Source organism: Rossellomorea sp. YZS02 (assembly GCF_033963925.1).
GTDB lineage: Bacteria > Bacillota > Bacilli > Bacillales > Bacillaceae_B > Rossellomorea.
The window spans coordinates 24,835-51,083 of record NZ_JAXBLY010000013.1 but is presented as its reverse complement, the minus strand read 5'-3'; the positions used below and the strand labels follow the sequence as shown (position 1 = coordinate 51,083).

25 protein-coding genes are annotated in these 26,249 nt (G+C 43.4%); 18 read left to right on the top strand and 7 right to left on the bottom strand.

Annotated elements, in window-relative coordinates:
• Positions 1-26 precede the first annotated feature (26 nt).
• Positions 27-1,211 (bottom strand): ROK family transcriptional regulator, encoded by a 1,185-nt coding sequence (locus SLH55_RS13735; protein WP_320323688.1) that lies wholly within the window; start codon positions 1,209-1,211, stop codon positions 27-29.
• A gap of 157 nt (positions 1,212-1,368) precedes the next feature.
• On the opposite strand from SLH55_RS13735, the gene SLH55_RS13730 reads away from it, so the two are divergent.
• From SLH55_RS13730 to SLH55_RS13720, 3 genes are all read left to right on the top strand, one after another.
• Complete coding sequence (locus SLH55_RS13730; protein WP_320323687.1) at positions 1,369-2,667, top strand: extracellular solute-binding protein; 1,299 nt, start codon at positions 1,369-1,371, stop codon at positions 2,665-2,667.
• Between the two features lie 87 nt (positions 2,668-2,754).
• Positions 2,755-3,633 (top strand): sugar ABC transporter permease, encoded by an 879-nt coding sequence (locus SLH55_RS13725; protein WP_320323686.1) that lies wholly within the window; start codon positions 2,755-2,757, stop codon positions 3,631-3,633.
• A gap of 13 nt (positions 3,634-3,646) precedes the next feature.
• Complete coding sequence (locus SLH55_RS13720; protein ID WP_320323685.1) at positions 3,647-4,468, top strand: carbohydrate ABC transporter permease; 822 nt, start codon at positions 3,647-3,649, stop codon at positions 4,466-4,468.
• Between the two features lie 38 nt (positions 4,469-4,506).
• Here the strand turns inward: SLH55_RS13720 and SLH55_RS13715 are convergent, their stop codons facing one another.
• Positions 4,507-5,121 (bottom strand): YesL family protein, encoded by a 615-nt coding sequence (locus SLH55_RS13715; protein ID WP_320323684.1) that lies wholly within the window; start codon positions 5,119-5,121, stop codon positions 4,507-4,509.
• Between the two features lie 327 nt (positions 5,122-5,448).
• On the opposite strand from SLH55_RS13715, the gene xylA reads away from it, so the two are divergent.
• From xylA to SLH55_RS13700, 3 genes are all read left to right on the top strand, one after another.
• Positions 5,449-6,774 carry a xylose isomerase gene (gene xylA / locus SLH55_RS13710; protein WP_320323683.1) on the top strand — a complete coding sequence of 442 codons (1,326 nt, stop codon included), beginning with the start codon at positions 5,449-5,451 and terminating at the stop codon, positions 6,772-6,774.
• A gap of 25 nt (positions 6,775-6,799) precedes the next feature.
• On the top strand, positions 6,800-8,299 hold the full coding sequence (gene xylB / locus SLH55_RS13705; RefSeq protein ID WP_320323682.1) for a xylulokinase: 1,500 nt from the start codon (positions 6,800-6,802) through the stop codon (positions 8,297-8,299).
• A gap of 89 nt (positions 8,300-8,388) precedes the next feature.
• Positions 8,389-9,372: an aldo/keto reductase gene (locus tag SLH55_RS13700; protein ID WP_320323681.1), complete on the top strand. Its 984-nt coding sequence runs from the start codon at positions 8,389-8,391 to the stop codon at positions 9,370-9,372.
• Between the two features lie 405 nt (positions 9,373-9,777).
• On the opposite strand, the gene SLH55_RS13695 is transcribed toward SLH55_RS13700, so the two are convergent.
• Positions 9,778-10,371, bottom strand: coding sequence for a YitT family protein (locus tag SLH55_RS13695; protein ID WP_320323680.1), 594 nt, complete (start codon positions 10,369-10,371; stop codon positions 9,778-9,780).
• Positions 10,372-10,484: 113 nt separating this feature from the next.
• On the opposite strand from SLH55_RS13695, the gene SLH55_RS13690 reads away from it, so the two are divergent.
• Genes SLH55_RS13690 through SLH55_RS13680 form a run of 3 tightly spaced genes read left to right on the top strand, consistent with a single transcriptional unit; the run spans position 10,485 to position 12,114 of the window.
• Entirely contained in the window at positions 10,485-10,937 is a 453-nt protein-coding gene (locus tag SLH55_RS13690) for a MarR family winged helix-turn-helix transcriptional regulator (RefSeq protein ID WP_320323679.1), read from the top strand.
• Between the two features lie 25 nt (positions 10,938-10,962).
• Entirely contained in the window at positions 10,963-11,481 is a 519-nt protein-coding gene (locus SLH55_RS13685) for a GNAT family N-acetyltransferase (protein WP_320323678.1), read from the top strand.
• 21 nt (positions 11,482-11,502) lie between these two features.
• Positions 11,503-12,114, top strand: coding sequence for an FMN-binding negative transcriptional regulator (locus SLH55_RS13680; RefSeq protein WP_320323677.1), 612 nt, complete (start codon positions 11,503-11,505; stop codon positions 12,112-12,114).
• Positions 12,115-12,356: 242 nt separating this feature from the next.
• Here SLH55_RS13680 and SLH55_RS13675 read toward each other — a convergent pair whose 3' ends face one another.
• Together SLH55_RS13675 and xylE are read right to left on the bottom strand one after the other, a co-directional pair.
• Positions 12,357-13,394, bottom strand: coding sequence for an aldose epimerase family protein (locus tag SLH55_RS13675; RefSeq protein WP_320323676.1), 1,038 nt, complete (start codon positions 13,392-13,394; stop codon positions 12,357-12,359).
• A gap of 81 nt (positions 13,395-13,475) precedes the next feature.
• The gene (xylE, locus tag SLH55_RS13670; RefSeq protein WP_320323783.1) at positions 13,476-14,891 is read right to left on the bottom strand and encodes a D-xylose transporter XylE; all 1,416 of its coding nucleotides are present in this window, start codon (positions 14,889-14,891) and stop codon (positions 13,476-13,478) included.
• A gap of 524 nt (positions 14,892-15,415) precedes the next feature.
• Here xylE and SLH55_RS13665 point away from each other — a divergent pair.
• Positions 15,416-16,153 (top strand): hypothetical protein, encoded by a 738-nt coding sequence (locus SLH55_RS13665; RefSeq protein ID WP_320323675.1) that lies wholly within the window; start codon positions 15,416-15,418, stop codon positions 16,151-16,153.
• Positions 16,154-16,267: 114 nt separating this feature from the next.
• Here the strand turns inward: SLH55_RS13665 and SLH55_RS13660 are convergent, their stop codons facing one another.
• Positions 16,268-16,759 (bottom strand): DinB family protein, encoded by a 492-nt coding sequence (locus SLH55_RS13660; RefSeq protein WP_320323674.1) that lies wholly within the window; start codon positions 16,757-16,759, stop codon positions 16,268-16,270.
• Positions 16,760-17,310: 551 nt separating this feature from the next.
• On the opposite strand from SLH55_RS13660, the gene SLH55_RS13655 reads away from it, so the two are divergent.
• The 6 genes from SLH55_RS13655 to SLH55_RS13630 all read left to right on the top strand — a co-directional run bounded on the left by SLH55_RS13655 (position 17,311) and on the right by SLH55_RS13630 (position 22,378).
• Complete coding sequence (locus tag SLH55_RS13655; RefSeq protein WP_219167487.1) at positions 17,311-17,823, top strand: hypothetical protein; 513 nt, start codon at positions 17,311-17,313, stop codon at positions 17,821-17,823.
• Positions 17,824-17,993: 170 nt separating this feature from the next.
• Positions 17,994-18,872, top strand: a complete 879-nt coding sequence (locus tag SLH55_RS13650; protein WP_320323673.1) for a hypothetical protein — start codon at positions 17,994-17,996, stop codon at positions 18,870-18,872.
• Positions 18,869-19,471, top strand: a complete 603-nt coding sequence (locus SLH55_RS13645) for an ABC transporter ATP-binding protein (protein ID WP_320323672.1) — start codon at positions 18,869-18,871, stop codon at positions 19,469-19,471. Before SLH55_RS13650 ends, SLH55_RS13645 begins: the two co-directional genes overlap by 4 nt.
• A complete protein-coding gene (locus SLH55_RS13640; RefSeq protein WP_320323671.1) occupies positions 19,468-20,661 on the top strand; it encodes a hypothetical protein in 1,194 nt (397 codons plus the stop codon). The genes SLH55_RS13645 and SLH55_RS13640 overlap by 4 nt, the downstream gene beginning before the upstream one ends.
• A 123-nt stretch (positions 20,662-20,784) precedes the next feature.
• Positions 20,785-21,309 carry a DinB family protein gene (locus tag SLH55_RS13635; RefSeq protein WP_320323670.1) on the top strand — a complete coding sequence of 175 codons (525 nt, stop codon included), beginning with the start codon at positions 20,785-20,787 and terminating at the stop codon, positions 21,307-21,309.
• A 508-nt stretch (positions 21,310-21,817) separates the two neighbouring features.
• Positions 21,818-22,378 carry a GNAT family N-acetyltransferase gene (locus tag SLH55_RS13630; RefSeq protein WP_320323669.1) on the top strand — a complete coding sequence of 187 codons (561 nt, stop codon included), beginning with the start codon at positions 21,818-21,820 and terminating at the stop codon, positions 22,376-22,378.
• A gap of 73 nt (positions 22,379-22,451) precedes the next feature.
• Here the strand turns inward: SLH55_RS13630 and SLH55_RS13625 are convergent, their stop codons facing one another.
• Positions 22,452-22,865: a MerR family transcriptional regulator gene (locus SLH55_RS13625; RefSeq protein WP_219167482.1), complete on the bottom strand. Its 414-nt coding sequence runs from the start codon at positions 22,863-22,865 to the stop codon at positions 22,452-22,454.
• Positions 22,866-23,074: 209 nt separating this feature from the next.
• Here SLH55_RS13625 and SLH55_RS13620 point away from each other — a divergent pair, with 209 nt between their 5' ends.
• Both SLH55_RS13620 and dhaK read left to right on the top strand, forming a co-directional pair.
• Positions 23,075-24,115 (top strand): NAD(P)-dependent alcohol dehydrogenase, encoded by a 1,041-nt coding sequence (locus SLH55_RS13620; RefSeq protein ID WP_320323668.1) that lies wholly within the window; start codon positions 23,075-23,077, stop codon positions 24,113-24,115.
• Positions 24,116-24,314: 199 nt separating this feature from the next.
• Positions 24,315-26,072, top strand: coding sequence for a dihydroxyacetone kinase subunit DhaK (gene dhaK / locus SLH55_RS13615; RefSeq protein WP_320323667.1), 1,758 nt, complete (start codon positions 24,315-24,317; stop codon positions 26,070-26,072).
• Positions 26,073-26,249: the final 177 nt, after the last annotated feature.

Sequence of the window (26,249 nt, the reverse complement as noted above, 5' to 3'; positions counted from 1 at the left end):
CTGCACCTCTCCTATAAAAAATGGATTTACACTTCCTGGATATCGATGGTCAAGAAATTTTCACTTGCATAAGCAGCCACTCCCAATGCGGTGGCATGAGTGGATAACTGCGAGAAATCGATGCTCAAATCTTTCTGGTGCGTAAACAGGGTCTGACCCAGTTTCTTCTTAATAGGGTCTTCAAGCCATTTAGAGGAAGGAGCAAGGCGGTTTCCAATGATCACTTGTTCAGGATTGAAGATATTGATGATGTTATTGATCCCGATTCCAAGATATCCTCCAATTCCTTCAAATACACGAATGACATTTGCATCCCCGTTTTCTGCAAGTTCATTCAGGCTTTCAAGAGAAAGCGTCTGTCCGTTTTCTGACTGGATTCCCTGATCTACAGCAGATTGGACGAGTGCTTTTTCCGAAGCATATAATTCCCAGCATCCCTGGTTCCCGCATCGGCATTTCGGACCATCGACTTCAATAGTCATATGGCCAAGTTCTCCGGAAAAACCGTTATTGCCTTTATACAGCTGACCATTCAAGATAAGCCCGACGCCGATTCCAATCCCGACACTGACATAAATGATATTGCTGGAATCTTTACCGGCACCGAATTTCTTCTCACCGTAAGCCCCCGCGTTTGCTTCGTTCTCGATCTGGACGGGAACATTATATTTGGCTTCCATTGTCTTTCTAAGATTGATATTCTTCCAATTTAAATTAGGAGCGAGGAGGATCTCTCCATCAGTGCTGACGGTACCCGGTACCCCGATTCCAATCCCTACCAATCCATAGGGGCTGGCAGGCATGGATTCAATCAAAGAATCGACAATGGCAAACAGTTCGTCTTTTATTTCTTCATATGTTAACTCTTGAAATTTAATCAGTTTTTCATTGCTGATATTGCCCTGCAGGTCGGTCAGGATTCCGAGGATATAGTTCACACCTATATCGACACCTATGGAGTAACCGGCTACATGATTGAATAGCAGCATGACGGGTCTTCTTCCGCCGCTTGAAACTCCGGGACCGGACTCGAGGATCAGGTTTTCGTTAAGGAGCTCACTTACCTGGGAGGAGACCGTTCCTTTGTTCAGACCCGTTTTATTGGCAATGTCTGCTCTTGAAATAGGGGTGAATTCCTGAATGGTTTGTAAAACCAATGACTTGTTTCCTTTTTTGACGACATGCTGGTTATAGGTTTGTGACAGTTTCATTTGGAAGCTCCATTCTTTCTCAATTTTTCCTTTAGTGTACCATTATCTCATTCTATTATAAACTTAGTTTATCCACTAGACAAACATTGTTTTCGATGGTAATCTAAAATCAGTAACATATCTGGTTTCAAAAAAACGAATATTGGGGGTATTTAGTTTGAGAAATAAGAAAGCGGTTACAACCATCTTCACTCTTTTTTCCTCTCTGTTATTGATCACCGGCTGTTCCGGATCAGATGAGAAAGCCAATGGATCCGGAGATGAGAAAACAATTGAATTCATGCATCTTTGGCCTGAAGGAAGCTCGAAGCAGCACAATGAAATTGTAAAAGAAATCATCAAGGATTATGAAAGTGATCATCCCGATGTGAAAGTGGACCTTGAAGTACTGAGCAATGAGCAGTACAAGGATAAGCTTAAAGTACTATCCACTTCTAATGAATTACCGGATGTGGGGATGACGTGGGCTGCAGGATTCCTCGATCCTTATGTAAGCGGTAAGAAATTTGCACCTTTAGATGATTTGCTTGAAGGGGATCTAAAGGACAAATTCGTTTCAGGTACGGCAGAAGCGTATGAGGTAGATGGAAGTACATACGGGCTGCCACTTGAATTGAACATTGCCACAGTTTTCTACAACAAAGCGATTTTCGATAAATATAACTTAGAAGCTCCGAAAACATATGAAGAATTTGAAAATGTCGTAAAAACCTTGAAGAAAAATGATGTGTCGCCAATCGCTCTTGGAAACAAGGATCGCTGGACCGGATCGTTATGGTATATGTACTTGGCGGACAGGATTGGCGGTGGGGACGTCTTGACGAATGCGATCAACCGATCTGGTTCGTTCGAAGACCCTGCCCTTGTTTCAGCTGCGGAAAAAGTACAGGATTTAGTTGATATGAATGCTTTCGTCAAAGGATTCAATGGTCTGTCAGATGAAGAAGCGAAGAGCATGTTTATGAACGAACAGGCTGCCATGTACTTGATTGCGACGTGGGATCTGCCAAACTATACAACCAATGAAAGTGTTCCCCAGGAGTTCAGGGACTCTGTCGGATACTTCAACTTCCCGACGGTTGATGGAAACGGGGATATGAATAGCTTCGTAGGAGGTCCAGGGGTAGGGCTTTTCGTTGCGGAAGACTCAGATGTGAAGGAAGAAGCGAAAGAATTTGCCTCCTTCTTCGTAAAGGAATGGGGAGAGAAGTCGGTGACTGATGCCGGGGTAATCCCTGCTACGAAGATCGATGCTGAATCATTGGATCTTCCGGATATGTATGTAGACGTTTTGAATGATCTAAATAATGCCAGCAACATTACCTTATTTGCTGACGTTCAGATGAGCGCAGATGTTGCACAGGTTCACTTGGACATGATTCAATCACTCTTTGGGAAAGAAGTGACACCGGAGGAATTTGCAAAAGAACATGAAAAGGCACTTTCGAAAGAATAATAGAGTTTCGTAGGGTCAATGAAAGAAAAGGACATACCCGTAAGCTGGATTGTCCTTTTCTATTTTTAACATATGGGGTTGAATATTATGAATAAAGTAATGTCTAACAAGTGGATTATCGCCTGTTACGTTCTCCCTGCACTCCTTTTGATCGGTGTATTCATTTTCATCCCATTAATCCTGACTGCATACTACGGTTTGATGGACTGGGATGGCATCGGGAAGATGGAGTTCATAGGGTTAGATAATTACCTCCAAGCGATTCAGGACGATAAGTTCTGGGATAGTGCACTTCATTCCTTCTTACTTGCTGTATTTTCAACACTTAGTCTGATTATTTATCTGGCAATCTCGTTAATATTGGCTTCAAAAATAAAGGGTGCTGACCTTCTAAGGAAGATCTATTTGATTCCGATGTTGCTGTCTTCCGTTGCGATCGCCCAGCTATGGATCAAAGTGTTCAACCCGTCGAACGGTATGTTGAATAGTATATTGATGGCGATTGGAGTGGATGATCCGCCAGCCTGGCTTGCAGAACCATCCGTTGTATTGTATGCCATCTTCATCCCGATTCTATGGCAGTATGCGGGATTCTATATTTTGATATACTATGCGGCTTTGAAGAATATCCCGGAATCCCTGGTGGAGGCGGCAAAAATTGATGGGGCCACTCCTCTTCAAATCGCCTATAAAATCAAGCTGCCTTTAATCATGGGAGTCGTGAAAGTGACCATCGTGCTTGCGGTTGTCGGATCACTGAAATACTTTGATCTGATTTATGTCATGACCGGCGGCGGGCCGAATGGTGCCAGTGAGGTAATGGCTTCTTATATGTATAAACTGGCTTTTTCAAGTAATGACTTTGGATACGGAAGCGCCATCGGGTTCCTGCTGTTGATCATCACCTTAATCGTGACCGTCATCGTCCGTAAAGTCACTGCGACCAAAGAAGAAATTCAATATTAAAGGGGGTTAGACCATGAAGCGTGCGGGTTACTTTATTCTCTATCTTTGTTTAGCCATCGTCGCAGTCTTTCAGATATTTCCAGTCATCTGGCTGTTCCTATTTTCATTAAAGGATAATCAAGATATCTTCTCGAAGTCTCCTTTTTCCCTTCCTTCTGAATTCAAATGGGAGAACTATGCAAAGGTATGGGAAGGCGGAATCGGGATCTACTTCTGGAATAGTATCTGGATTACAGGTGCAGCCATCATCTTGACCGTATTGTTTGCGAGCATGGCGACATTCGTCATAACCAGGATGCAGTGGAAGCTGAATAAACTGGTATTGGGATTATTCATGGTTGGGTTGATGATTCCGATTCATTCAGCCATCATTCCCTTATTCAGCATGTTCTTGAATGTGAATTTAATTGATAATCCATGGTCGATTGTCATTACGTATACGGCTTATAATCTGCCGATCACGATGATGATTCTGCTTGGATTCTACTATACGTTACCTAGAGAAATAGAAGAGGCAGCTATTATGGACGGATGCTCGGTTCATCGGATGTTCTTCAAAATCATCCTGCCGATGACGATTCCGATCATGTCGACGACAGTGATTATCAACATGATCTACAATTGGAATGAGTTTGTCTTTGTAAACACATTTATCAGCTCTGACGAATACAAAACCCTCACCGTCGGGATCCAGAATTTTATCGGGCAATACATGACCGACTGGGGAGCCATTGGTGCCACGCTTATTATCAGTGTGCTGCCGATCCTGCTTGCATTCCTCTTCTTCAGCAATAAAGTGGTGGAAGGGATTTCTTCAAGTGCGGTAAAGGGATAATGAATAAAAAAATCACTTCGGGAGAGAAGTGATTTTTTTTATGCCTGTTTCTCCTGAATCCGGTTGAAGGCATGCAGGCTAAGCCAAGTCGTAATAAAGGCATAAGCACTGCCTCCGAAAATAAAGGCGAGAGCCGGTACCAGGTACATAATAAAGAAAAGGGCACCGAGACAAAGCAGCATCAACAGCGTATGGAGTGGATGAATCAGCATGATCAGAAACGATTGTTTGATGAGTTGCCTTACCCTCAAATCGAAATGCACAAAGGCCGGTAACAGATAAAAGCAGAAGAATAGAAAGATCAGCATAAAGGCGAATAGCGGAATATGGGTCCAAGTAAACAGTGTACGAAGGTCCATTTGGATATACCAGATATCGATGCCGATCAGGAATACGGTCGCAATGATGACGATGCCTAAGCGGTTGCTTTTCCAGAATTCTCTTTTGAAATAGGTCAGGAAGGCGCTGAATACCGGTTCCTCTGTATTTCCTCTTAACCAATCCCGCACAATCGCGAACATGGCCACAGTAGAAGGGAAGAAGCCGAACAGGATGCCTCCTGCCAAGGTAAAGAGTACCCATAAAAGATTGATGAATGCGAAACGTGTGATCCATTCAAATATGCTGTAGATCGCACTGTTTAACGTGTTCATGGACATAGTCACCTCCATCGATGAGTAAGTTGTATGCGCAATCATGAACTATTATACGGTATCCTGGCTTGTTTGACAGTAGTTTAGAAAAACTTAGTTTATTCAATAGACAAACTAACACTATGTTGCTATAATGACCTTGTAAGCATTTACATTACTTAATGGTGCAGGCGGCCAATCGGTTCGTCAGCATATAAAGAACCTGTTATAAAAGCTGATCACCTTGCGAGTGGCAGTAAGGAAAGTCCGATTCATGACCGCTCATCCGGATGGGCGGTGAGCCGGAAGTTGAAACACTTCATTATAAAATTTTAGGAGGAACGATCAATGGCTTACTTTAAGAACATCGACAAAATTAACTACGAAGGTTCAACATCAACCAATCCATTTGCGTTTAAATTTTATAATCCAAAGGAAGAAATCGGTGGCAAAACAATGGAGGAAATCCTGCGTTTTGGTGTAGCTTACTGGCATACCTTCACGATGGACGGTTCCGATCCATTCGGAAGCGGTACAATGATCCGCTCATGGGATCAATATACGGGAATGGATTTAGCAAAGGCGCGCGTAGAAGCGGCTTTCGAATTCTTTGAAAAGCTTGATGTCCCATTCTTCTGTTTCCATGATGTCGATATTGCCCCGGAAGGAAGCAGCTTAAGAGAAACCAACCAAAATCTTGATACAATCGTAAGTATGATAAAGGACTACATGAAAGACAGCAAAACGAAATTACTTTGGAACACGGCAAACAATTTCACGCATCCACGCTTTATCCATGGTGCTGCGACATCCAATAGTGCAGACATCTTCGCCTACTCTGCAGCCAAAGTGAAGAAAGGCTTGGAAGTCGGGAAGGAATTAGGCGCAGAAAACTATGTATTCTGGGGCGGACGTGAAGGGTACGAAACCCTTCTTAATACAGACATGAAGCTTGAGATGGATAATCTGGGACGCTTCCTTCATATGGCTGTTGATTATGCGAAGGAAATCGGCTTTGATGCACAATTCCTCATCGAGCCAAAACCGAAAGAGCCAACGACTCACCAGTATGATTTCGATGTGGCGACAGGCTTTGCGTTCCTTCAGAATTACGGGCTGCAGGATCATTTCAAGTTCAATATTGAAGCCAATCACGCGACATTGGCGGGACATACATTCGAACATGAACTGCGCTATGCACGTGTGAACAACATGCTGGGTTCAGTGGATGCCAATCAGGGTGATCCGTTACTTGGCTGGGATACAGACGAATTTCCTACAGACTTGTATTCTACGACTCTTGCCATGTATGAAATTCTTAAAAATGGTGGCCTTGGACGCGGAGGATTGAACTTCGATGCGAAAGTGAGAAGAGGTTCTTTCGAGCCTGAGGATTTATTCCACGCGCATATCGCCGGTATGGACAGTTTCGCAGTCGGGCTCAAGGTTGCTCAGAAGCTGATCGATGATAATGTCCTTGATGGTGTGGTTGAAAATCGTTATAAGAGCTACACAGAAGGCATCGGTCTTGACATCGTGGAAGGAAATTCAGACTTCAAGAAGCTTGAGGAGCATGCGCTGGGCTTAACAGAAGTGAAGCACCAATCAGGCCGTCTAGAGAAAATCAAGGCAACGATCAATCAATATTTACTGAAAGCATACGCTGGAGAATAAGGTGTAACGTAGAAGAGGTGAAGTGATGAAATACGTAATCGGCGTTGATCTTGGAACAAGTGCAGTGAAAATCCTTCTCGTGAATCAAATCGGGGAAGTCGTTCAGGAGGTTTCAAAGGAATACGAACTAATCCATGAACGAACGGGTTTCAGCGAGCAGGATCCGAAAGCGTGGGTCGATCAGACCGTTTCTGGATTGTCTGATCTCCTTCAAGGCTTTCAAGGCGAACCGGAAGATATTGAGGGCATCAGCTTTTCAGGTCAAATGCATGGACTTGTACTCCTTGATGAGAACAACGAAGTGCTGCGCAATGCCATCCTCTGGAACGATACAAGAACGACAGCCCAATGCAGACAAATATACGATGTGATTGGTGAAGAACGCTTGCTCTCGATTACGAAAAACCCTGCATTGGAAGGCTTTACGCTTCCGAAGCTCCTTTGGGTGAAAGAGCATGAGCCGGAAATCTATGAGAAGGCGAAAGCTTTTGTGCTGCCAAAGGATTATCTCCGCTTCAAGTTGACAGGGAAGCTGCATATGGACTATTCCGATGCTGCTGGAACGCTGCTGCTGGATGTCGGGGATAAAGTATGGAGCAAAGAAATCTGCAACCTTCTGGGAATTGACCCTGCTCTTTGTCCGCCCCTGGTTGATTCCTATGAACAGACGGGGAGCATAAGCCCTGAAATCGCTGAAGCGACTGGTTTATCCACCTCTACCCGGGTATTTGCCGGGGGAGCGGATAATGCGTGCGGTGCAATCGGTTCAGGCATATTAGAAGAAGGCAAGACTCTATGCAGCATCGGGACCTCCGGTGTAGTGCTATCCTATGAATCTGGCAATGACAAGGATTTCGAAGGGAAGGTTCATTACTTTAATCACGGAGCCCCTGAAGCTTATTATACGATGGGTGTCACTCTTGCAGCAGGTTACAGCCTGAGCTGGTTCAGGAATGTGTTCGCCAAGGATGAAAGCTTCGAAGAGTTGGTGAGGGAGGCAGGGACCGTACCTCCCGGGTCAAATGGTTTACTGTTTACCCCGTATGTAGCGGGGGAACGAACCCCTCATGCAGATGCTGCGATTCGGGCAAGCTTTATCGGAATGGACAGCTCCCATGAACGAAAGGACTTTGTACGGGCAGTCATGGAAGGGATCACCTTTTCATTGAATGAATCCTTGGCGATCTTTCGCTGCAGCGGCAAGCAGATCGATACGATTGTATCCACTGGAGGCGGGACGAAGAATGAAGACTGGCTGCAAATGCAGGCGGATATCTTCAACGCCAGAATCGTGAAGCTCTCGAGTGAGCAGGGGCCGGGAATGGGAGCGGCGATGCTGGCAGCCTATGGATGCGGCTGGTTTGATTCCCTGAAGGAATGTGCCAATGAGTTTCTGAAAGTAGAGAGAGAGTTCATGCCGAATGAGGCAAACGTAGAGATATATAAGGAATTGTTCCATCTCTATCAGGACGTATACGGGCAAACTAAGATGTTGAATGAAAGACTTGTAAGCTATCGAAAATAATACCGACAGATGATCAGGCTGCTTCAGAAGAGAGAATCCATTGCTTCTATAGGCAGCCTTTCTCGTCTGTAGGGAAGGAGAGGAAAGCATTGAACTATCATCAGCTGGGTAACACCGCTCTGAACATAAGTGAATTAAGCTTTGGGACTTGGGCCATCGGGGGTGCCTGGGGGAAGCTTGATGACAAGGAAGCACTAAAGGCACTGGACAAGGCGATGGATGCAGGGGTGAACTTCTTTGATACGGCAGATGTATATGGAGACGGTCATAGTGAAGAACTGCTTGCGAAAGCGACTAAAGGAAAGCAATCCTCGATCCAGATCGCGACGAAATTTTGCCGCAGTGCCGATATCCATGACCCAGAGAACTATTCAATGGAAAACGTGCGGGCATTCTGTGAAAACAGCTTAAGAAGACTGGACAGGGAAGCAATCGATCTGTACCAGATACATTGTCCACCGATGGAAATCCTAAAGGAAGGCAGCGTATTCGAGGTACTGGAACGGCTGAAGGAAGAAGGCAAAATCCGTTACTACGGTGTGAGTGTTGAAACAGTAGAAGAAGGCATCTTCTGTCTCGAGCATACAAAGGCAAGCTCCCTGCAGGTCATCTTCAATCTGTTAAGACAAAAACCGCTTGAAAAACTGTTCCCGATGGCAATGGACAATAACGTCGGGATTCTTGCCCGTATACCGTTGGCAAGCGGACTGTTAACAGGTAAGTTTACAAAAGACTCGACCTTCGAAAGCGATGATCACCGCAGTTTCAACCGCAATGGGGAAGCGTTCAATGTCGGGGAAACCTTTGGTGGATTGGACTTCCAAAAAGGGGTCGAACTGAGTGATGAACTGAACTGGATCGAAAAGGGGAGAGGCAACCGAACGAGAGCTGCGATCAAATGGATCCTTCAGCAGGAAGGGGTCTCGAGTGTTATTCCCGGTTTCAGAAGTGTCAAGCAGGTGGAGGATACTCTTGAGGCACTGAAGGCAAAGGAGTTCAGTCAAGAGGAACTGCAGACATTGAAAGGTTTTTACGAAAAAGAGGTTCACGCCCATATTCGGGGAGCTTATTAATAGAACCTTCAGCTAAAGGTAAGGGGTTCCGTTCAGGGAGAGAAAATAGCAAATAACAATATAAATTGCAGGCTAATTCGCATATGAATTAGACCTGCTTTATTTATTGGTATATCAATGTTTTCATTCGATTTAGTGGTGAATTAGCACCTCAAATAGCACCTTAATTAACAAGCGTACAATAATGAGTGTACAGCTGAAATACTGGGTGCTAATTAGGGTGCTAAATGACATGTCAATTCGCTACCTCTTCTTGCGGAAATGAGTCTTTGGCGAGGATTTGTGTGATGCAATTGTAAATAATGGATATTCCATTAACGGGCAGGTTAGTTGAAGACTCAGTTTCGAGATAACTCAGAAAAAAGCACTCTATATTGATGCATTCTTTTGTTGACGTACTAGGATTTAAGACGTTTGCTCCAGTACCTTTTTAGTAAATGACATAAAGTAGTTCAGGATTAGACCACTTAAGCAGACGATTAATAAAGTTCCAATGCCAATTGGTCCTTTAAAAATCATGGCCAATATTAAAAATATTAGGTAAATGATTGATCTCGATAAAAATATATTTGTTCTAGTTAATTCATGTATGATTAACGTTAGTCGGTCAACCGGAATTGGTGCAATATTTGTGTGTAGATATATGGCAGTACCCAAGCCTATAACAATTAAGCCGAGTCCAAAGTAAACAACTTTGCTGTAAAATAGCTCGGGTGTGTGCAAATTTTCTAATAAAAAGAGCCACATATCGATACTAATCCCCGTTATGAATGCTGTTAACAACCCCAAAACTTCTGGTTTTTGTCTTTTTAAAAGCGAATTACAGCCTATTAATATTACAGCAATAATTATTTCCCAAGTACCTACCGTAAAACCCACGTGGATAGACAGTCCTACCAAAAGGGCGTCAAAAGGGGAAGTCCCAAGGTCAGATTGTATCGTGAAGGAAATGCCGAGGGTTAATAGCAAGATTCCTAATACATAAATGAAAAGTTTCACATTCATCTACCTCTTTATCGATATTTTTTGTTGCAAATACAACAAAGTTAAGTTAGGTTAAGTATATGATGATAAATGTTGTATTTGCAACAAAAATTGCTAAGGGGGTCAATATGAAGGAAATCCTACGTGAAATTGGAATGATAGCGAGGGCGTTAGATTCAATAAGTAATATAGAATTCAAAGAATATGACCTCACGAGAGGACAGTATCTATATCTTGTGAGAATCTGTGAAAGTCCAGGCATCATTCAAGAGAAAGTAGCTGAGCTAATAAAAGTAGATCGTACCACTGCAGCCCGCTCGATTAAGAAACTTGAAATGAATGGCTTTATTGTTAAGAAAGAAGATGAACATAACAAAAAAATTAAAAAGCTTTATCCAACCGAGAAAGGGAATAACATTTTTCCTTTTATAAAAAGAGAAAATGACCATTCTAACACCGTTGCCTTAGAGGGGTTATCGGAAGAAGAAATAGAAAACCTTTTCGTCCTTCTTAAAAGAGTAAAGGGAAATATAGAAAAAGACTGGGAATTTGTTAAAAAAGGAAACAAGAGAAGTTATTGAATATAGAGAGGAGCGAAAGGTTTAAATGAATATTAAGATGACCAAATGTACAGTGGAAGATTCACGAAAACTTCAGGAAATTGGTTATGAAACATTTAAAGAGACGTTTGAGGATCAGAATTCTCAAGAAAATATGAAAGCTTATTTGGAAGCAGCTTTTAATATAAAACAAGTAGAAAAAGAGTTATCTAATCCTTTATCACATTTCTTTTTTGTTTCTATAAATGATGTGGTTGCTGGATATTTAAAGGTTAATTCAGGGGATGCCCAGTCTGAAGAAATGGATGATGACTCCCTAGAGATCGAACGGATTTATATTATTAATAAATTTCAAAAGAATGGACTTGGTAAATACCTGTTCAATATGGCTATGGATGTTGCTATGGAACAGAACAAAAAGAAAATCTGGCTTGGCGTATGGGAAAAAAATGAAAATGCTATTTCTTTCTATAAGAAATTGGGTTTTGTTCAAACGGGAGCACATTCTTTTTATATGGGGGACGAAGAACAAACGGACTTGATAATGGTTAAAAAACTCCAATAATAATTAAAGAGGTGAAGGAGCATGTATATTCCAAAGCATTTTAAAGTCACAGACTTCGTTGAAATCAAAGACTTCATTCAGAGAAACTCTTTTGGAACGATTGTAACGACAGAAGAAGGAAAACCTATAGCGACTCACTTACCTTTGGAGTTACATACACATGGGGATGACTATTATCTAACTGGACATTTCGCTTATGCGAATCCACAGTGGAAAACTTTCGGCGATGATCCTGTTCTTGTTATGTATCAAGGCCCTCATGCTTATATTTCATCTTCGTGGTACAAGTCTGAAAATGTGCCGACATGGAATTATCAGGCAGTCCATGTATATGGAACGGCTAGTATTATGAGTGAACAAGAATTGAACGAAGACCTGAAGGCTCTATTGCTAAAGTATGAACAACACCGTGAAAATGGAGCGTTATGGGAGAAGTTCTCTCCAAAAACCAAAAACCAAACGAAAGGTATTGTTGGATTTAAAGTAAAAGTACTAGAAGTTCAAGCAGCCTATAAATTGAGTCAAAACCGAAGTGAGGAAGACTATGACAACATTATTGATAAACTAAATAAGGAGAAAGATTTAAACTCTCAACAATTAGCTGAAGTGATGAACAATAGAAAAACGAAGTGATTCATTCTCCATATATCCTTTATGAAAGATGTTTTTATCTTGAATTCGAGTATTAAACTAACGGGGGCTTTAACAAAATAAGAAGGTAATATAGATATAAAAACCCAGAGTCAATTTAGCTCTGGGTTTTTTACTGTTAAATATAGTGTTGTTTACGTTACTTTTTCTGCTGCTAATTTGGATGTGATTTAAGGTTTTCTCTCACTAAACGGAATCCCTTAAGCTAAAGGCTGGAGGTTTTATTATTTATCAGTTGAAAATGTAAATACAGTCCGCTGCTGATAGCGTTCATTTGGCTGCAGGACGACAGGAGGCAGGCCCTCATGATGGAGAGAGGCCGGCGGGGATTGTGTTTCAAAGCAGACACCCATGTGCTTTTTCGACGTTCCTCCATGAAGCTCCAGTCCTTTTTGGAGGTTATTCGCCGTGTACATGACCATGCCGGGTTGATCGGTCTTGATGGTCAGCACACGGCCGCTCATTTGTTCTTTCACTGTGACACTTTCTGACCTGCTGTGGTCAAACAGGAAGTAATGATCGTAGCCATGACCGGCTATGTCGTTTTGTTCCGTCCGCTCCGTTATACCGTCGCTCAGTAGGCGTCCCTTACGGAAATCAAATGGGGTATCGGCTGCATCCATCGCGGTCCCAGTCGGGATCAACTCCTCATCGAGCTCAAGAAATCGGTGGCTGTCGATGGTGACGTGGTGATGATGAATCGTCCTTTTTCCATTCCCGCTTAAATTAAAGTAAGCATGATTGGTTAAGGTAAGGGGAGTGGGCTGATCTGTCACTCCCTTATACTCGAGGATCAATTCATTTTCATTTGTTAACAGGTATGTGACAGACACATCCACCGTGCCGGGATATCCGCCTTCATCGTCTTTACGTGAATAGGAGAGAACCACCCCGACCCGGTCCTCATACTGTATGGGTTCTGAGTTCCAAAGAACCTGATGAAATCCATTTGAGCCTCCGTGTAAATGATTATCGCCATCGTTTGCTTCAAGCCTATAGACATTTTCGTCCAATTCGAAAGCAGCACCCTGGATCCTGCCGGCAACAGGGCCGATCAATGCTCCGAAAAAATTCGGATTTGTCTCGTATTCCTCAACCTGCTTATAGCCAATAATCACATTTTCAACGGTACCGTCCCGATCAGGCACCTTCACCCTTGTGATGATTCCCCCGTAGTTTAATAGACTGACAGCCATTCCATGATCATTCCGCAGGGTATATTCCTTCCAACCCCGTTGAAGATCCTTTATGTCGATTTTCATGTTTTCACCTCATATGTATAGTATTCTCTTCATTTAGCAAAAGAGGCATCTGCCTCTCAACAGATGCCACGTCATTCGTATTTACATCGCCTTGGATTTTGATGCAGAAGGCACTTTCCACAGGTCTTCCATTTGTTCAAGGGATTTTCCTTTGGTTTCAGGTACGAACTTCCACACAAAGATGGCGGAAAGAACACTCATCAAACCGTATATCCCGTACGTCATCCCGCCGCTGTATTCCATCATCATCGGGTACGTGGAAGAGACGAGGTAATTCGCTGCCCACTGTGCTGCCACCGCAATGGCGACTGCCTGCCCGCGGATGCGGTTCGGGAAGATTTCTGAGATCAATACCCAGCAAATTGGGCCCCAGGACATCATGAAGGAAGCCGTGTACACAATGATAAAGATTAACGTGCTGATGCCGATGATATTCGAGAACGCAAGCCCCGCGACACCGAACATCCCAATCGCCATCCCAATCGAACCGATGATCATGAGTGGTTTACGTCCCCAGCGATCAACCGTCATGATAGCAATCACGGTAAAGATGACATTGATCAAGCCCATGACGATCGTCTGCATCATGGAAGCATCCTTAGCTGCCCCCATACTTTCAAAGATTCGGGGTGCATAATAAAGAGCTACATTAATCCCGACAAACTGCTGGAATACAGAAAGGAGAATGCCGATGATGATGACGGTCTTCCCATAAGCGAAGGTGGAGAGCTTTTCAGTCGATACATTTACCGATTGCTTAATTTCCTTCAGAATGGACTTGGCAGACGCGGATCCGTTGATCTTCGTTAGAATGGCCAATGCGCTTTCATCCTTGTTCTTTAAGGAGAGGTAACGAGGCGTTTCCGGAACAAAGAAAAGGAAGGTGCAGAACAAAATGGCCGGAATGGCTTCTGAAGCAAACATGTATCTCCAGCCGATATCGTTAATCCAATCGAGGGGCTGTCCTTTGGCAATTCCCCAGTTGACAAAGTAAACGACAAGCATCCCGAATATGATCGCAAACTGATTAAATGAAACGAGGCGCCCACGAATCCCTGCCGGTGCGATTTCCCCGATATACATCGGTACGATGGCAGAAGCAAGACCAACCCCGATTCCGCCAATGATCCGGTAAAGGTTAAAGGCAAGCAATAATCCCATCGTCGGTTCTCCTGCAGAGAAGAAGAGGAACTCTGGATAAGCAGACCCTAAAGCAGATAATAAGAAGAGGATCGAAGCAATGATCAAAGACTTCTTACGTCCGAATCGTGATGAAAAATAGCCTGAGATCACTCCCCCGATGATACACCCGATCAACGCACTGGAAATCGTCGCGCCGTGAATGAATGAGCTTAAGCCGAGACCATCAATCAAATAAGCCTGAATCGATTTCTCAGCTCCTGATATGACAGCCGTATCATACCCGAACAGGAGACCCCCGAGGGTGGCTACTAATGTAATAGAAAAAATGTAAAGTGAACTTTTTTGTTTTGGCATCATGTGTTGAGGCAGCTCCCATTTTGTGTATCATGCATACGACAACGCTTACATTTTCTGTATTAAAAAAATAAAGCGTTTTCAAATATGAGCATAATAGAGGGCACTGCCGTTATTCCCCCCTTACCTTTTGTTTTATTAGTATAGTAATAGTTTCATTATTATTCTGAATTATAGCAGAAGTTAATTAGTTTGTCTAATGGATGAACGAAGTTTTGTATTTGGTTTTTAAGCCTTATCAGTGAACCGAAAAAGTCGATGGGAAATCATCTCAATAAATTGAAAGTAAGCCACAGGGACAGGTCCTGTGGCTTTTTTTATGAAAGTTGAACATCCACATTTGTCAATGAAAAAACCATTTATTAACAATTACGTCACAAAATGATATCAAATTAGAAAATAAAGTAAATAACGCTATTCTTCATACAAGGAATCCCTTACGTTTAAGGTAGTACATGTACATAAGGATAGAAATGATAGATTTACGGTTCCAGATGAATTCACTCACCTAAAGGAGGAAATCCATGGACACTCAACTGATCATCTCACTTGTCATCCTGATCATACTTGCCGACATCGGCGCCATCATCCTGTTTATCAAATATAAAAAAGGACATATGGAGAAAAATCCATTCCTCACCATCCTTAAGAAAGAAGCGATCGTGTTTTACTATGCGTTGTTCCGTTGGAAAGTGAAGCCTGCGGAAGGAAGGTATGCTTTTCACAAAGGCTCAAACTACTTCTGGCTCTTCATCGCCCTTCTTCATGAACAGGTGATCGAAGCGTTTGCCTTTCACTATTATTTAAAGGACGTGGATCCACTCCGGGCGGATATCCTCGTCGTCCTGCATATCTACAGCATTCTTTATATGCTCGGGGACTATAATCTCGTCCGCAACTCACCGATTATGTTCAAAGGTCGTCAGGTGCTGATGAACGTCGGCGTGCGAAGATCCCTTCATTTTCAGCTGGAAGATGTCGCTTCCATCCAGCCGGCGAGGACACAATATGCCAAAAGCGGCGGCATCATTCATGAGAAGAATGTGTTTCATGTCGCTATGCTGCCGAGGGTGTTCACCCGCGTATTCGGGATGATCGATGAGTTGAGGTATGAAATCATCTTCAAGGAACCGATTGAGGCGAGAGGGTATTTCGGGCAGAGGAAAGTGGTAGAGAAGGCATTAATTTATATGGAAAATGCTGAGCCGTTTATTCAGGAACTGCGGAAAAGGGTGTTGGAGGAGGGTGAGGCATTGGCATAAGGGAAGCATGGGGACGGTTCTCTTGCTTCTTTTTCTTAGGAAATGGAAGCAGAAGAACCGTCCCCGTGTACACAACAAAAAAACAGCCGGCCCTCGCCGGCTGTTTTTCACTCATTACTTCGCGTTCATCGCTTCCATTTCTTCCTTACTCGGACCATACACACCAGGGACTTTCAAGTCAGCCTGACGCATTAACACCGTCAATTGTCCACGATGATGAGCCTGATGCTGAATTAACAGGCGGAATACGGCTTGGACCGGCATTTCCATTCCAAAGAGATTCACCATTTCGTTCATTTTCTCGTCGGACACCTGTTCAGAAACAGCTTCTACGAGGCGGTCGCTGACGAGTTTGTACGTTTCGCTGATTTCGGCAGCAGACGTCGGTGCGTCCTTGCGAAGATCCGGTACTTCGAATGTGATGCCAACCTGAGCCGGGAAGTAGTATGTAGCTCCCGTGATGTGCCAGGCTACGCTTCCGATGCTGTACAGATCAGGTGTCACTTCTTGTTTCAGTGATTCGTCTGTCAGTGCATCCATTACCTTTTGGGTGACAGCGGCTTCTTGTTTCCATTCTTGTAGAAAATCGTTTTTGGATGTGAACATGGTTATTCCTCCTTTAATGTGATCACCATCATTGTAGCACGTGGAGGGTGCATTGGCTCCTTTTAGGGACTGATCATTTCTACCTGTTTTCCAATGTCATATGGAAAAGCCGAGGGGACAGTACCTTGGCTCTTTTTTCATATTTTAGTCAGACCTTTCAATAAGATCGATACTGGTTGCGAAATAAAATTTCATATATTGTAATTCGTGGTTAACGGTAACTGAAACTGTGGTCCACAAAGAAACTTCTTAGAAGAGTTTTCATTCTATATTAAAGGTAAAAATAAACAATAATAGAAAAATAGTCCTATTTTTATCTGTATTCCTACAAGAATAAACCAAATGAACTAATATATGGTAAGATAATTTTCGAATCGATTCAACGTAATACTCATGAGGAAATACTTGTTTCTTACATCATTCGATCATAAACATAATAGATAATGCTAGTACAAACGTGCAAGTAGTTTAAGAGACCATACTTACCGACATCACGTTCCTTACACCATGATCCTAAAAAAATAATAGGTTGTTTCAGAAGGAGAATTGGGATGAAAAAGTTTAAGAAGATTATGATGGGTATCACAGTGGCGATTTGTGCATTTGGTTTTACAATCAGTTCGGCAAGTGCAGCATCAGATTCTAATTATGTTTCGACACCATATGGTAAGCTTACATCGAATGCATGGAGATCAGGTCTGACCTCAAGTGGGAATACGTATCAGTTTACGTATCAAACGTCTGCTGTTTATTCTGGCAGCAACTCGGTTGATTGGATTAAAACGACATGGGAGGCATGTGCATCCTTACGAAACAGCGCTTCGATGTCGATCGGGATTTCGGCTGACGGTGTCAATGCCGGTTCAAGCAGTTCATGGCAAAACGTTTGTCAAAGTGCTTATTGGCAGAATTCAAACGGTGCAAAAGGGGCCTATTCTGAAACAAGAAATGCGGTTATCAAACCTAGTGCGGATTATAGAAGCGGCACCGTTTCTATCCAAAATGAAGCAAAAGTGAAGATCAAAAACGATGCAAGATCATGGTCTGTAAACGCTTCTGTATAAGAGTTCTTGAAACATTCAATGCTGATTCCTTCAAACGATGAGACAGTCGTTTGAAGGAGTCTTCAATCATATTATGAAAACGAAGGTAGGAGTATAGTTTGTAACGGTTGGTCATTGGGGCATTACCCATACCATACATGCTAACTCCTTCTTTTTATGGAGATGATGACATGAGAATGCTTTTATTTCTAGGATTTAGTTTACTGTTATTCATGAGTGGGTGTGATCAGAAGGCTGGAGTGAAATCCGAGGCCATTGGCTGTTCAGGTGAAGATTGCAAGCTTGTGTATGATGGCGTTCAGTATCTTACATATGATGAAAAAGGAAAAACAAGCACCGGGAAGATTGATTCAACGGAAAACGAGTTTCAATACAGACTTCCGGGGAATGATCAGTACGTGACAAGCGGCAACTCCATAACGAATGATTTTTCTATTTTGAAAAAAGAAAATGATCGTCTGGAGCCCGTTTATGAACATGACAATGACAAAGAAGCCATATTCCCAGTGGCAGTGGTGGATAAGGCGTACATCTTCACCGTCATGGAATATTCCGGCGAAGAGCAGGTGTTCAAGGGTCTTTTCAAGTTGACGGATAAACATAAGCTTGAAAAACTAAAAACCGAGGATAACGACATGACCAAAAAGATCTTTGGAGTGGGCATCTCTTCTAATGATCAGTTCTTCGTCCTTCTGAGCGAAGATGGAAAGCAGAATCTGTATCACACCGACCTTTCTCTGTCTTCATTTGAGTTGGTGGCAGAAGATGTGTCGCAAAATCTGAGCGCACATGAAGGAGATGTCTGTTACGTAAAAGACAAGACATTCTTCTGCGGAGATCAGAAGATCAAGGAATTAGAGGATGGTACGGTATTTGCATGGGCGGTTGATGATTATATTCTGGAAGTGAATGATACAGGTAAGTTTGAAGTGAGAGACTTCAAGGACCAAAAGCTTCTACAATCTGGTAATCAATTCATCGGTTTTGATAAGAGTTCATCCAAGCTTACCATCTACAGCCAAGGCAACGTGACGGAGTTGGAGAAATGAGCCCAATACTAACGCTTGAGAAGATCAATAAGAGCTACCGACATCAAATTCTTTCAAATCTGGACTTTACGTTCCGTGATAATGGCTTCTACGCGATCTACGGGGCAAGCGGCAGTGGAAAGTCTACTTTGCTGAATATCATTGCCGGGTTTGAAACTCCAGATAGTGGATCGATTCATAAGACGTTCAACAACCTGGAATATGTCATGCAGGAACATATGCTCCTAACGAATATCACGGTGAAGGAAAATCTATACCTTAAGCTCAACATCACCGATCATTCTGTGAATGATTATGATGACATCATCATGACCACGTGCAGAAAGTTGAGTATCGATGGCCTCGTTGATGAAAAGGTTTCGTTTCTTTCAGGGGGAGAGAAGCAACGGGTATCCATCGCCCGGGCGTTGTTAAGTGCGCCAGAAATCATTTTATTGGATGAACCGACTGCAAGTATTGATTATGAAGTCAAAGAAGATCTATTAATTCTGCTTCTGGAACTCTCCAAGGAGAGGCTAATCATTGTCTCGACACATGATCCTGTCGTGAAAGACTACGCGGATACAACGCTGTCACTAGAAAGAGGGACATTTCAATGAACACTGCATTCGTTGTGAAAATGCTTAGGAAGAAGACCCACCATTTTCTTGCGATTTCCATACTTATCATGGTCATTTCCTTGAGTATGTTAAATTTCATGGTATCGTATATTTTCAATCAGTATCAAATGATCAATAAAGACTTCACGAACAACAATAATGTGAAAGTCATCCATGTGACGGGGAAAGGCATGGGGGATACGACCACCCAAATATCATTGGAAGATTCACGTGATATCAACAAACTGCTGAAAGAGAAGGATCTGGCGGACAAAGCCAAAGCCTATCCGGTTTATACGCTGCCAACCATTTATCATGATTCAATGGATACGGCGTATTCCCTGATTGGAATCAATGAGGAACTGGCATCGCTTGTAAGTGAAGGATGCACCTTGAAGGATGGACGGATTTGTGTAGGAGATAAGAAAGACGGCAAGATTGCCCTCAATGTCCCTATAATAGAAGAAAAAGACGGTGGCTTCTCCTCCACTGAAACCGTTGACCTCGATATGACAGCGGAAAAAGGGGCGACCAATGAGAATGCCATCTTCATTCATTCCATTCCAAAAAACAACCAGGCCTATGTGAACGAAAAAGAGGCCGAAAAGCTGACAAAAATCATGTACCAAAAATCTCAGAACAGCCCAGAATACATCAAAGAATCTCAATTGAGCAACCTGGTTGTCTATGTGAGTGACATTAAAGATGTCGACACCGTCGGGGAACTGCTAAAAGAACAAAATTATTTTACCAGCTATACCTTTAACAGCTTTGAAAACTTCTCAATAAATATCAGTACCAATCAGATGATCCTCCTTATACTATGTGTGTTCCTGGTGATAGCATCCATCGTGACGGCGATCCTGTTGATGATCAATTTCCTTCGGATTCAAAAGAAGGAAATCGCGATCCTTAAATTGATAGGGTATAAGAATGAGATGGTCGTCACCATTTATACGAGACTACTTACCATCCTGTTTCGTAACATCTTCTTTTATACACTGATCATCTACTTACTCAATTATTTCTTTAAGCTGATTCCGGTTAGCCTCCCGTTTCTCGGAATGATTGTCCTTTTGGATACTTTCATCCTGTTGATTACACTGGCGTTCGTGTATTTCTTTGGTATTAAGAAGATTTGTCGAATGGATACGATTGAATTGTTGAAGAAGGGGAAGGAATTTGAATAAGAGAATGCCGAGCAAGGGGAGGATTCCCTTGCTTCTTTCTTATTTTAGAAACACTATCACCCGGATCTTGATTGCAGTATGATGAATGATAAGAGCTCTAATCAAAAAAGAGGAGGGAAGCGGATGAACTTCACACTACAGGAAGCCATTGAAATCTTGGAAAGAACGCCGGTCACTCTGGAAACGTTCCTGATCGGTCTGTCAGAAGGGTGGCTTGTATGCAATGAAGGGGATGAGACCTGGAATGCGGTCCAAGTAGTCGATCATCTCATTGAAGGGGAGAAACTGAATTGGATTCCGAGGTTAAAGATGATTCTTCAAGAAGGGGAAGGAATGGTATTTCCTGAATTTAACCGTCATTCGCATCTGGAAGCTAATGCATCAGGAAGTCTTAAAGAAAAATTAAAGGATTTTGCTTTTCTCCGAAATGAAAATATCAACGAATTAAATGAGTTGTTAGCTCTCTACGAAAATGCCCTTGATCGAACGGGATCGCATCCTGCATTCGGTAAAGTGACGGCCAGGCAGCTCATCTCTACTTGGGTGGTTCATGACTTGACGCATCTGTCGCAAATCGTGAGGGTATTCTCCAAACGGTATGGGGAAGATGTTGGGCCTTGGAAGGAGTATTTGGGTGTATTACATTAGGAGTAGTGAAGCAAAGGGAGGCCATGTGCCGAAATGACAGATGTTGTAGTATCATGATTGTCGGTTTAGTAAGTTTGGCGAGTTTCTTTAATAGGAATACAACTATTGTCCATTCCTTTATGGAAGAACCAGTAAAAGGAATATAAGCGGAGTTTTTCCGGTTATTTTCAGTATGGAACTTGTTTTGGAAGTACATAAGCGGAGGTTTTCCGCTTATGTACAGAAAAATCACCTATTTTTGTGTTTTTAGCTGAAATAGGCGGAATCTTTCCGTCTATTTCAGCTTTTTTTAATAGTCATTATGAATTAAGCGGAATTTTTCCGTCTATTTTATCAGGTCTGGTGCTTAACCTGATTTCCCAACCGATAAGTGCGTCCCCATTTACACCTATATACGGGAATATGGAAGCAGCAGAACCGTCCCTGTGCACCTAGTGAAGGATTTTCTAAGTAAGATGAAGAATAGAGTAAGAGTGATTGATACGAATGGAATGAAGCAGGTGAAGAAATGATTCATTATTCTGGTACACCAACGTTAGAAACGGATCGATTAGTTCTGAGGAAGCTGGAACTTTCAGATGCTCAAAGTGTCTATGACCATTGGCTTTCCGATGATCGCGTGATGGATAATCTGATTAAGGGAGCACACAAGTCGGTAGAGGAAACTAATAAGAGGGTAATGGAGATCGTGAGTCAGTATGATACGAAAGAGTTCTGTTATTGGGGAATCGAACTGAAATCAAGTGGTGATTTGATTGGAGCGATTGATCTTTTCCACTTTGATTCTATGACGGAGAACTGTGAAGTGGGATATACAATCGGTTATGAATGGTGGAACAAGGGGTATGGAACCGAGGCACTGAGTGCTGTCATTGAATTTGGGTTTAGAACGATGAACATTCATAAGATATCAGCAGCTCATAATACGGATAACCCGGCCTCCGGAAAGATTATGCGTAAAGTGGGGATGAAACAGGAAGGGACCATTAAACATATGATCCGCAATGCCAAGAATCAGTATAAGGACTGTGTGGTCTATGGGCTTCTTCAGGAAGATTATGTTAATTGAAGCATAGGGAAGGTTCTCATGCTTCTTTTTTATTGTTTAGAAGCATGAGAAAGTGCCGTCCTTCATTTGAAACTTATGGATGCCTTATCTCGATTTTCTTATTCTTATGAACGTCCTCCGTCCCAGCCTCCACTGCGGTCTTATAATAGCTGCATTTATGATTAATAACCTCCATCGTTTGCTGGAGCTCTTTAATCTTTGCTTCCACAGTTGCTTTTCTTTCTAAAAACATATTGTATCGAATCTGCAGGGTGTCATCGCCTTCTGCACACCAGTCGATGAAATGTTTGATTTCCTTGATCGGCATTCCGGTGGATTTCAGGCACTCGATGATGTGCAGGGCGGAGATATCCGATTCTTTAAATCGTCTGGTGCCATTTTCAGTTCGTTCAACAAAAGGCAAGAGACCTTCCTTGTCGTAGTATCGCAAAGTATAGATTGAGAGATTCAGTTCTCTTGCCACTTCACCAATGGAATACGTCTTCATGTTTGCGCTCCTTTTCCGTCATCTAGACGTCGAGTTAACTCTATGTTTGTAGGGAATCGTAGCACGGTGATCCCCTTCTGTCAAAGCAAAACAAATGAGCATATCGAGCAAGGGTTATCTCTTGACCTAGAGTTCACTATAGGGTTTACCATGGATGTAACAAGAGTTCATTTTCTCTTGAAAGCATCTATTACAGGAGGTTTTTATTCATGGTAATTGCTAAAGCACGAGCTGTTGACGGTCCTGACAAATCTTTCAGAGAGGCTGAAATCGAGAGGCGCGATCTGGATCTGCATGATGTTCTAATTGAGATCAAATATGCAGGGATCTGCCATTCCGATATCCATACGGCACACGGTGAATGGGGAGAAGTGAAATATCCACTCGTACCCGGACACGAGATTGCGGGATTCGTCACGGAGGTCGGTTCTGAGGTGACGAAATACAAAGTCGGCGACCGGGTAGGAGTAGGATGTATGGTTGGTTCCTGCGGCGAATGTAAGAACTGCCGTGAAGGGGAGGAGCAGTACTGCCTAAAAGGAAACATCCCTACCTACGCAGGCGTGGACAAATATGGTGAGTTGACTCAAGGTGGTTATTCAACCCATATCGTCGTAGAGGAAGATTTCGTCCTGAAGATCCCTGACAACATCGAGCTTGACGCTGCGGCACCTCTATTATGTGCGGGGATTACGACCTTTTCTCCATTGAACCATTGGAATGCAGGCCCAGGAAAGAAAGTGGCCGTTGTCGGCATGGGTGGACTTGGTCATATGGCGGTCAAGATCGCACATGCCATGGGAGCTGAAGTAACGGTCCTTTCCCGTACGTTAAATAAGAAGGAAGATGGATTGGAATTCGGAGCAGAAGCTTATTATGCCACCACTGAGTCTGAGACATTTGAGAAACTTGCCGGTACGTTCGATCTGATCATTAACACAGTTAGTGCCAAGATTGATATCAGTGCATATCTATCACTGTTGACGCTTGATGGGGCAATGGTCAATGTGGGAGCACCTGCAGAGCCACTGGAAGTCAATGTGTTCTCATTGATCGGTCACCGTCGTTCCTTTGCCGGTTCCTTGATCGGAGGTATCCGTGAGACTCAGGAAATGCTCGATTTCTGCGGGGAACACGGAATCGTGCCTTCCATTGAAGTGATTTCTGCGGATTATATTGATGAAGCGTATGAGCGGGTATTGGGTTCTGATGTGAAGTATCGATTTGTGATTGATACTAGTACGATTTAATTAGAATGAAGCAAGGGGACGGTTCCCTTGCTTCTTTTTGTTATTTTGAGAAAACATTCCTATACTTCCATCAGGTTTTCATCCACCCCAAAAACGGATATAGAATAGAGAAAGCCAATTGTGCATAAGTTGATATGCCTTGTTTTAACGAGGACAGTGAAATCATGTAAGAAACACTAAACTGGAGGAGGAAATACTAATGAAGAAAGTCATGAACAAACCTGAAAATCTGATCGAAGAAATGTGCAATGGAATGGCCATGGCTCATCCAGAGCTCGAGTTTATGAAAAAGTATAAAGTTATGAAGAAAAAGGACTTAGATGAAAACAAGGTCACCTTGATCAGCGGCGGAGGAAGCGGACATGAACCTGCCCATGCCGGACTGGTGGGAAAAGGAATGCTCGATGCTGCCGTGTGCGGAGACGTGTTTGCTTCACCTTCGCAGATCCAGGTGTATCAGGCAATCAAGGCAACGGCCGGTAAAAAGGGAGCCCTGCTCGTCATTAAGAATTACAGCGGGGATATCATGAATTTTAAAAATGCGGCTCACATGGCTTCAGAGGATGGAATCCCGGTGGAATATGTCAAAGTCGATGATGATATTGCCGTGGAAGACAGCCTTTATACTGTGGGGCGACGTGGTGTTGCGGGGACCGTGTTGGTACATAAAATAGCGGGAGCGGCTGCTGAAGAAGGCAGAAGCTTGAAGGAAGTCAAAGCCGTGGCGGAGAAGGCTGCCGAGAATGTCCGAAGTATCGGCTTTGCCCTGACGTCCTGCACGGTACCGGCCAGTGGGTCTCCGACGTTCGAACTTGCTGACGACGAGATTGAATATGGTGTCGGGATCCACGGTGAACCGGGAACAAGACGGGAAAAAATGGCGTCGGCTGACGAATTGGCAGAGCGGATGGTCAACGACCTTCTGAAGGATCTGAAGATGGAAGAAGGGGCTTCTTCTGATGTGGCGATTCTCGTAAATGGATTTGGAGGGACACCGCTTCAGGAGCTCTACCTTATTAACAATAGCGTTACCCGAATTCTGTCAGAAAAAAAGATTGCGATCAATCGTGCTTTCGTTGGCAACTACATGACCAGCCTTGATATGGCAGGTGTTTCCCTGACCGTGATGAAGCTGGACGAAGAGTTGAAAACATTGCTGTCAAAGGAAAGTACAGCGCCTGCGTTCCGAGTCGACGGACCGGTGCCGGGTGTGGAGTACATCGACCTCGAGGAGGATGAGGAAGCGAAACCCGTCTCCTTCGAAGTGGAAACATCGGAAGAACACGCTGTGATTAAAAATGATAGAGCAACACTTGAAAACATCATCTACCTGGTGGATAAAATGAGCGACACCATCATTAAAAATGAGAAACCATTCTGTGAATTGGATTCCCATGCAGGAGACGGGGATTTCGGAATGAGCGTCTCGAAGGGCTTCAAGCAATTGAAACGGGAGTGGAAAGACATCCTGAGACAAGAGAATCTGACGATCGGAAGCTTCCTGGATGCAAGCTCCATGGTCATCATGGAATATTGCGGTGGTGCATCCGGTCCAATATGGGGATCTGCCTTCCGGGCTGCAGGGAAAGCGGCAGAGGAACGAATGGAACTGACTGTGGAAGAATTCGCGGATATGCTGCAGGCCGCTGTGAAAGGAATCCAGGATACTGGCGAACGATCCTTCGGAAGGGGAGCAGAGGTTGGCGACAAAACCCTTGTGGATGCCCTCGTTCCATGTGCCGATTCCTGGTCCCGAAGTGCCGCAGACGGTGATGACTTCAAGACCGCCTTCCAAAAAGGAGCGGACGCTGCTGTTGAAGGAGCGGAAAAAACCAAGGATATCGTTGCACGTATGGGACGTGCGGGTACGGTAGGGGAACGAAGTATGGGGCATCCGGATGCTGGTGCGTATGCTCTGGGTGTTATTTTTACGGAGTTATCGGAGAGTTTGAAGTAATGAGTAAAGGAAGCAGGGGGGGTCCCTTGCTTCTTTTTTCTATGAGGTGGAAGCAGCTGAATCGTTCCTATGCTTTCACCTTACTTTTTCAATCAAAAGTCTTAAAGATCATTCGAACGAATACCTGAGCCACTTTTCTTTGAAGAGTACTAAGATGGAGAAAAAGGAGGTACCATC

What these genes read in the sequence shown, in the direction of transcription:
- dhaK (WP_320323667.1), top strand. Translation starts at nt 24,315, where the DNA reads ATGAAGAAAGTCATGAACAAACCTGAAAATCTGATCGAAGAAATGTGC.
- SLH55_RS13720 (WP_320323685.1), top strand. Translation starts at nt 3,647, where the DNA reads ATGAAGCGTGCGGGTTACTTTATTCTCTATCTTTGTTTAGCCATCGTC.
- SLH55_RS13715 (WP_320323684.1), bottom strand. Translation starts at nt 5,121, where the DNA reads ATGAACACGTTAAACAGTGCGATCTACAGCATATTTGAATGGATCACA.
- SLH55_RS13735 (WP_320323688.1), bottom strand. Translation starts at nt 1,211, where the DNA reads ATGAAACTGTCACAAACCTATAACCAGCATGTCGTCAAAAAAGGAAAC.
- SLH55_RS13635 (WP_320323670.1), top strand. Translation starts at nt 20,785, where the DNA reads ATGAACTTCACACTACAGGAAGCCATTGAAATCTTGGAAAGAACGCCG.
- xylB (WP_320323682.1), top strand. Translation starts at nt 6,800, where the DNA reads ATGAAATACGTAATCGGCGTTGATCTTGGAACAAGTGCAGTGAAAATC.
- SLH55_RS13655 (WP_219167487.1), top strand. Translation starts at nt 17,311, where the DNA reads ATGAAAAAGTTTAAGAAGATTATGATGGGTATCACAGTGGCGATTTGT.
- xylE (WP_320323783.1), bottom strand. Translation starts at nt 14,891, where the DNA reads ATGCCAAAACAAAAAAGTTCACTTTACATTTTTTCTATTACATTAGTA.
- SLH55_RS13625 (WP_219167482.1), bottom strand. Translation starts at nt 22,865, where the DNA reads ATGAAGACGTATTCCATTGGTGAAGTGGCAAGAGAACTGAATCTCTCA.
- SLH55_RS13660 (WP_320323674.1), bottom strand. Translation starts at nt 16,759, where the DNA reads ATGTTCACATCCAAAAACGATTTTCTACAAGAATGGAAACAAGAAGCC.
- SLH55_RS13630 (WP_320323669.1), top strand. Translation starts at nt 21,818, where the DNA reads ATGATTCATTATTCTGGTACACCAACGTTAGAAACGGATCGATTAGTT.
- SLH55_RS13650 (WP_320323673.1), top strand. Translation starts at nt 17,994, where the DNA reads ATGAGAATGCTTTTATTTCTAGGATTTAGTTTACTGTTATTCATGAGT.
- SLH55_RS13725 (WP_320323686.1), top strand. Translation starts at nt 2,755, where the DNA reads ATGAATAAAGTAATGTCTAACAAGTGGATTATCGCCTGTTACGTTCTC.
- SLH55_RS13645 (WP_320323672.1), top strand. Translation starts at nt 18,869, where the DNA reads ATGAGCCCAATACTAACGCTTGAGAAGATCAATAAGAGCTACCGACAT.
- xylA (WP_320323683.1), top strand. Translation starts at nt 5,449, where the DNA reads ATGGCTTACTTTAAGAACATCGACAAAATTAACTACGAAGGTTCAACA.
- SLH55_RS13640 (WP_320323671.1), top strand. Translation starts at nt 19,468, where the DNA reads ATGAACACTGCATTCGTTGTGAAAATGCTTAGGAAGAAGACCCACCAT.
- SLH55_RS13685 (WP_320323678.1), top strand. Translation starts at nt 10,963, where the DNA reads ATGAATATTAAGATGACCAAATGTACAGTGGAAGATTCACGAAAACTT.
- SLH55_RS13620 (WP_320323668.1), top strand. Translation starts at nt 23,075, where the DNA reads ATGGTAATTGCTAAAGCACGAGCTGTTGACGGTCCTGACAAATCTTTC.
- SLH55_RS13690 (WP_320323679.1), top strand. Translation starts at nt 10,485, where the DNA reads ATGAAGGAAATCCTACGTGAAATTGGAATGATAGCGAGGGCGTTAGAT.
- SLH55_RS13680 (WP_320323677.1), top strand. Translation starts at nt 11,503, where the DNA reads ATGTATATTCCAAAGCATTTTAAAGTCACAGACTTCGTTGAAATCAAA.
- SLH55_RS13665 (WP_320323675.1), top strand. Translation starts at nt 15,416, where the DNA reads ATGGACACTCAACTGATCATCTCACTTGTCATCCTGATCATACTTGCC.
- SLH55_RS13675 (WP_320323676.1), bottom strand. Translation starts at nt 13,394, where the DNA reads ATGAAAATCGACATAAAGGATCTTCAACGGGGTTGGAAGGAATATACC.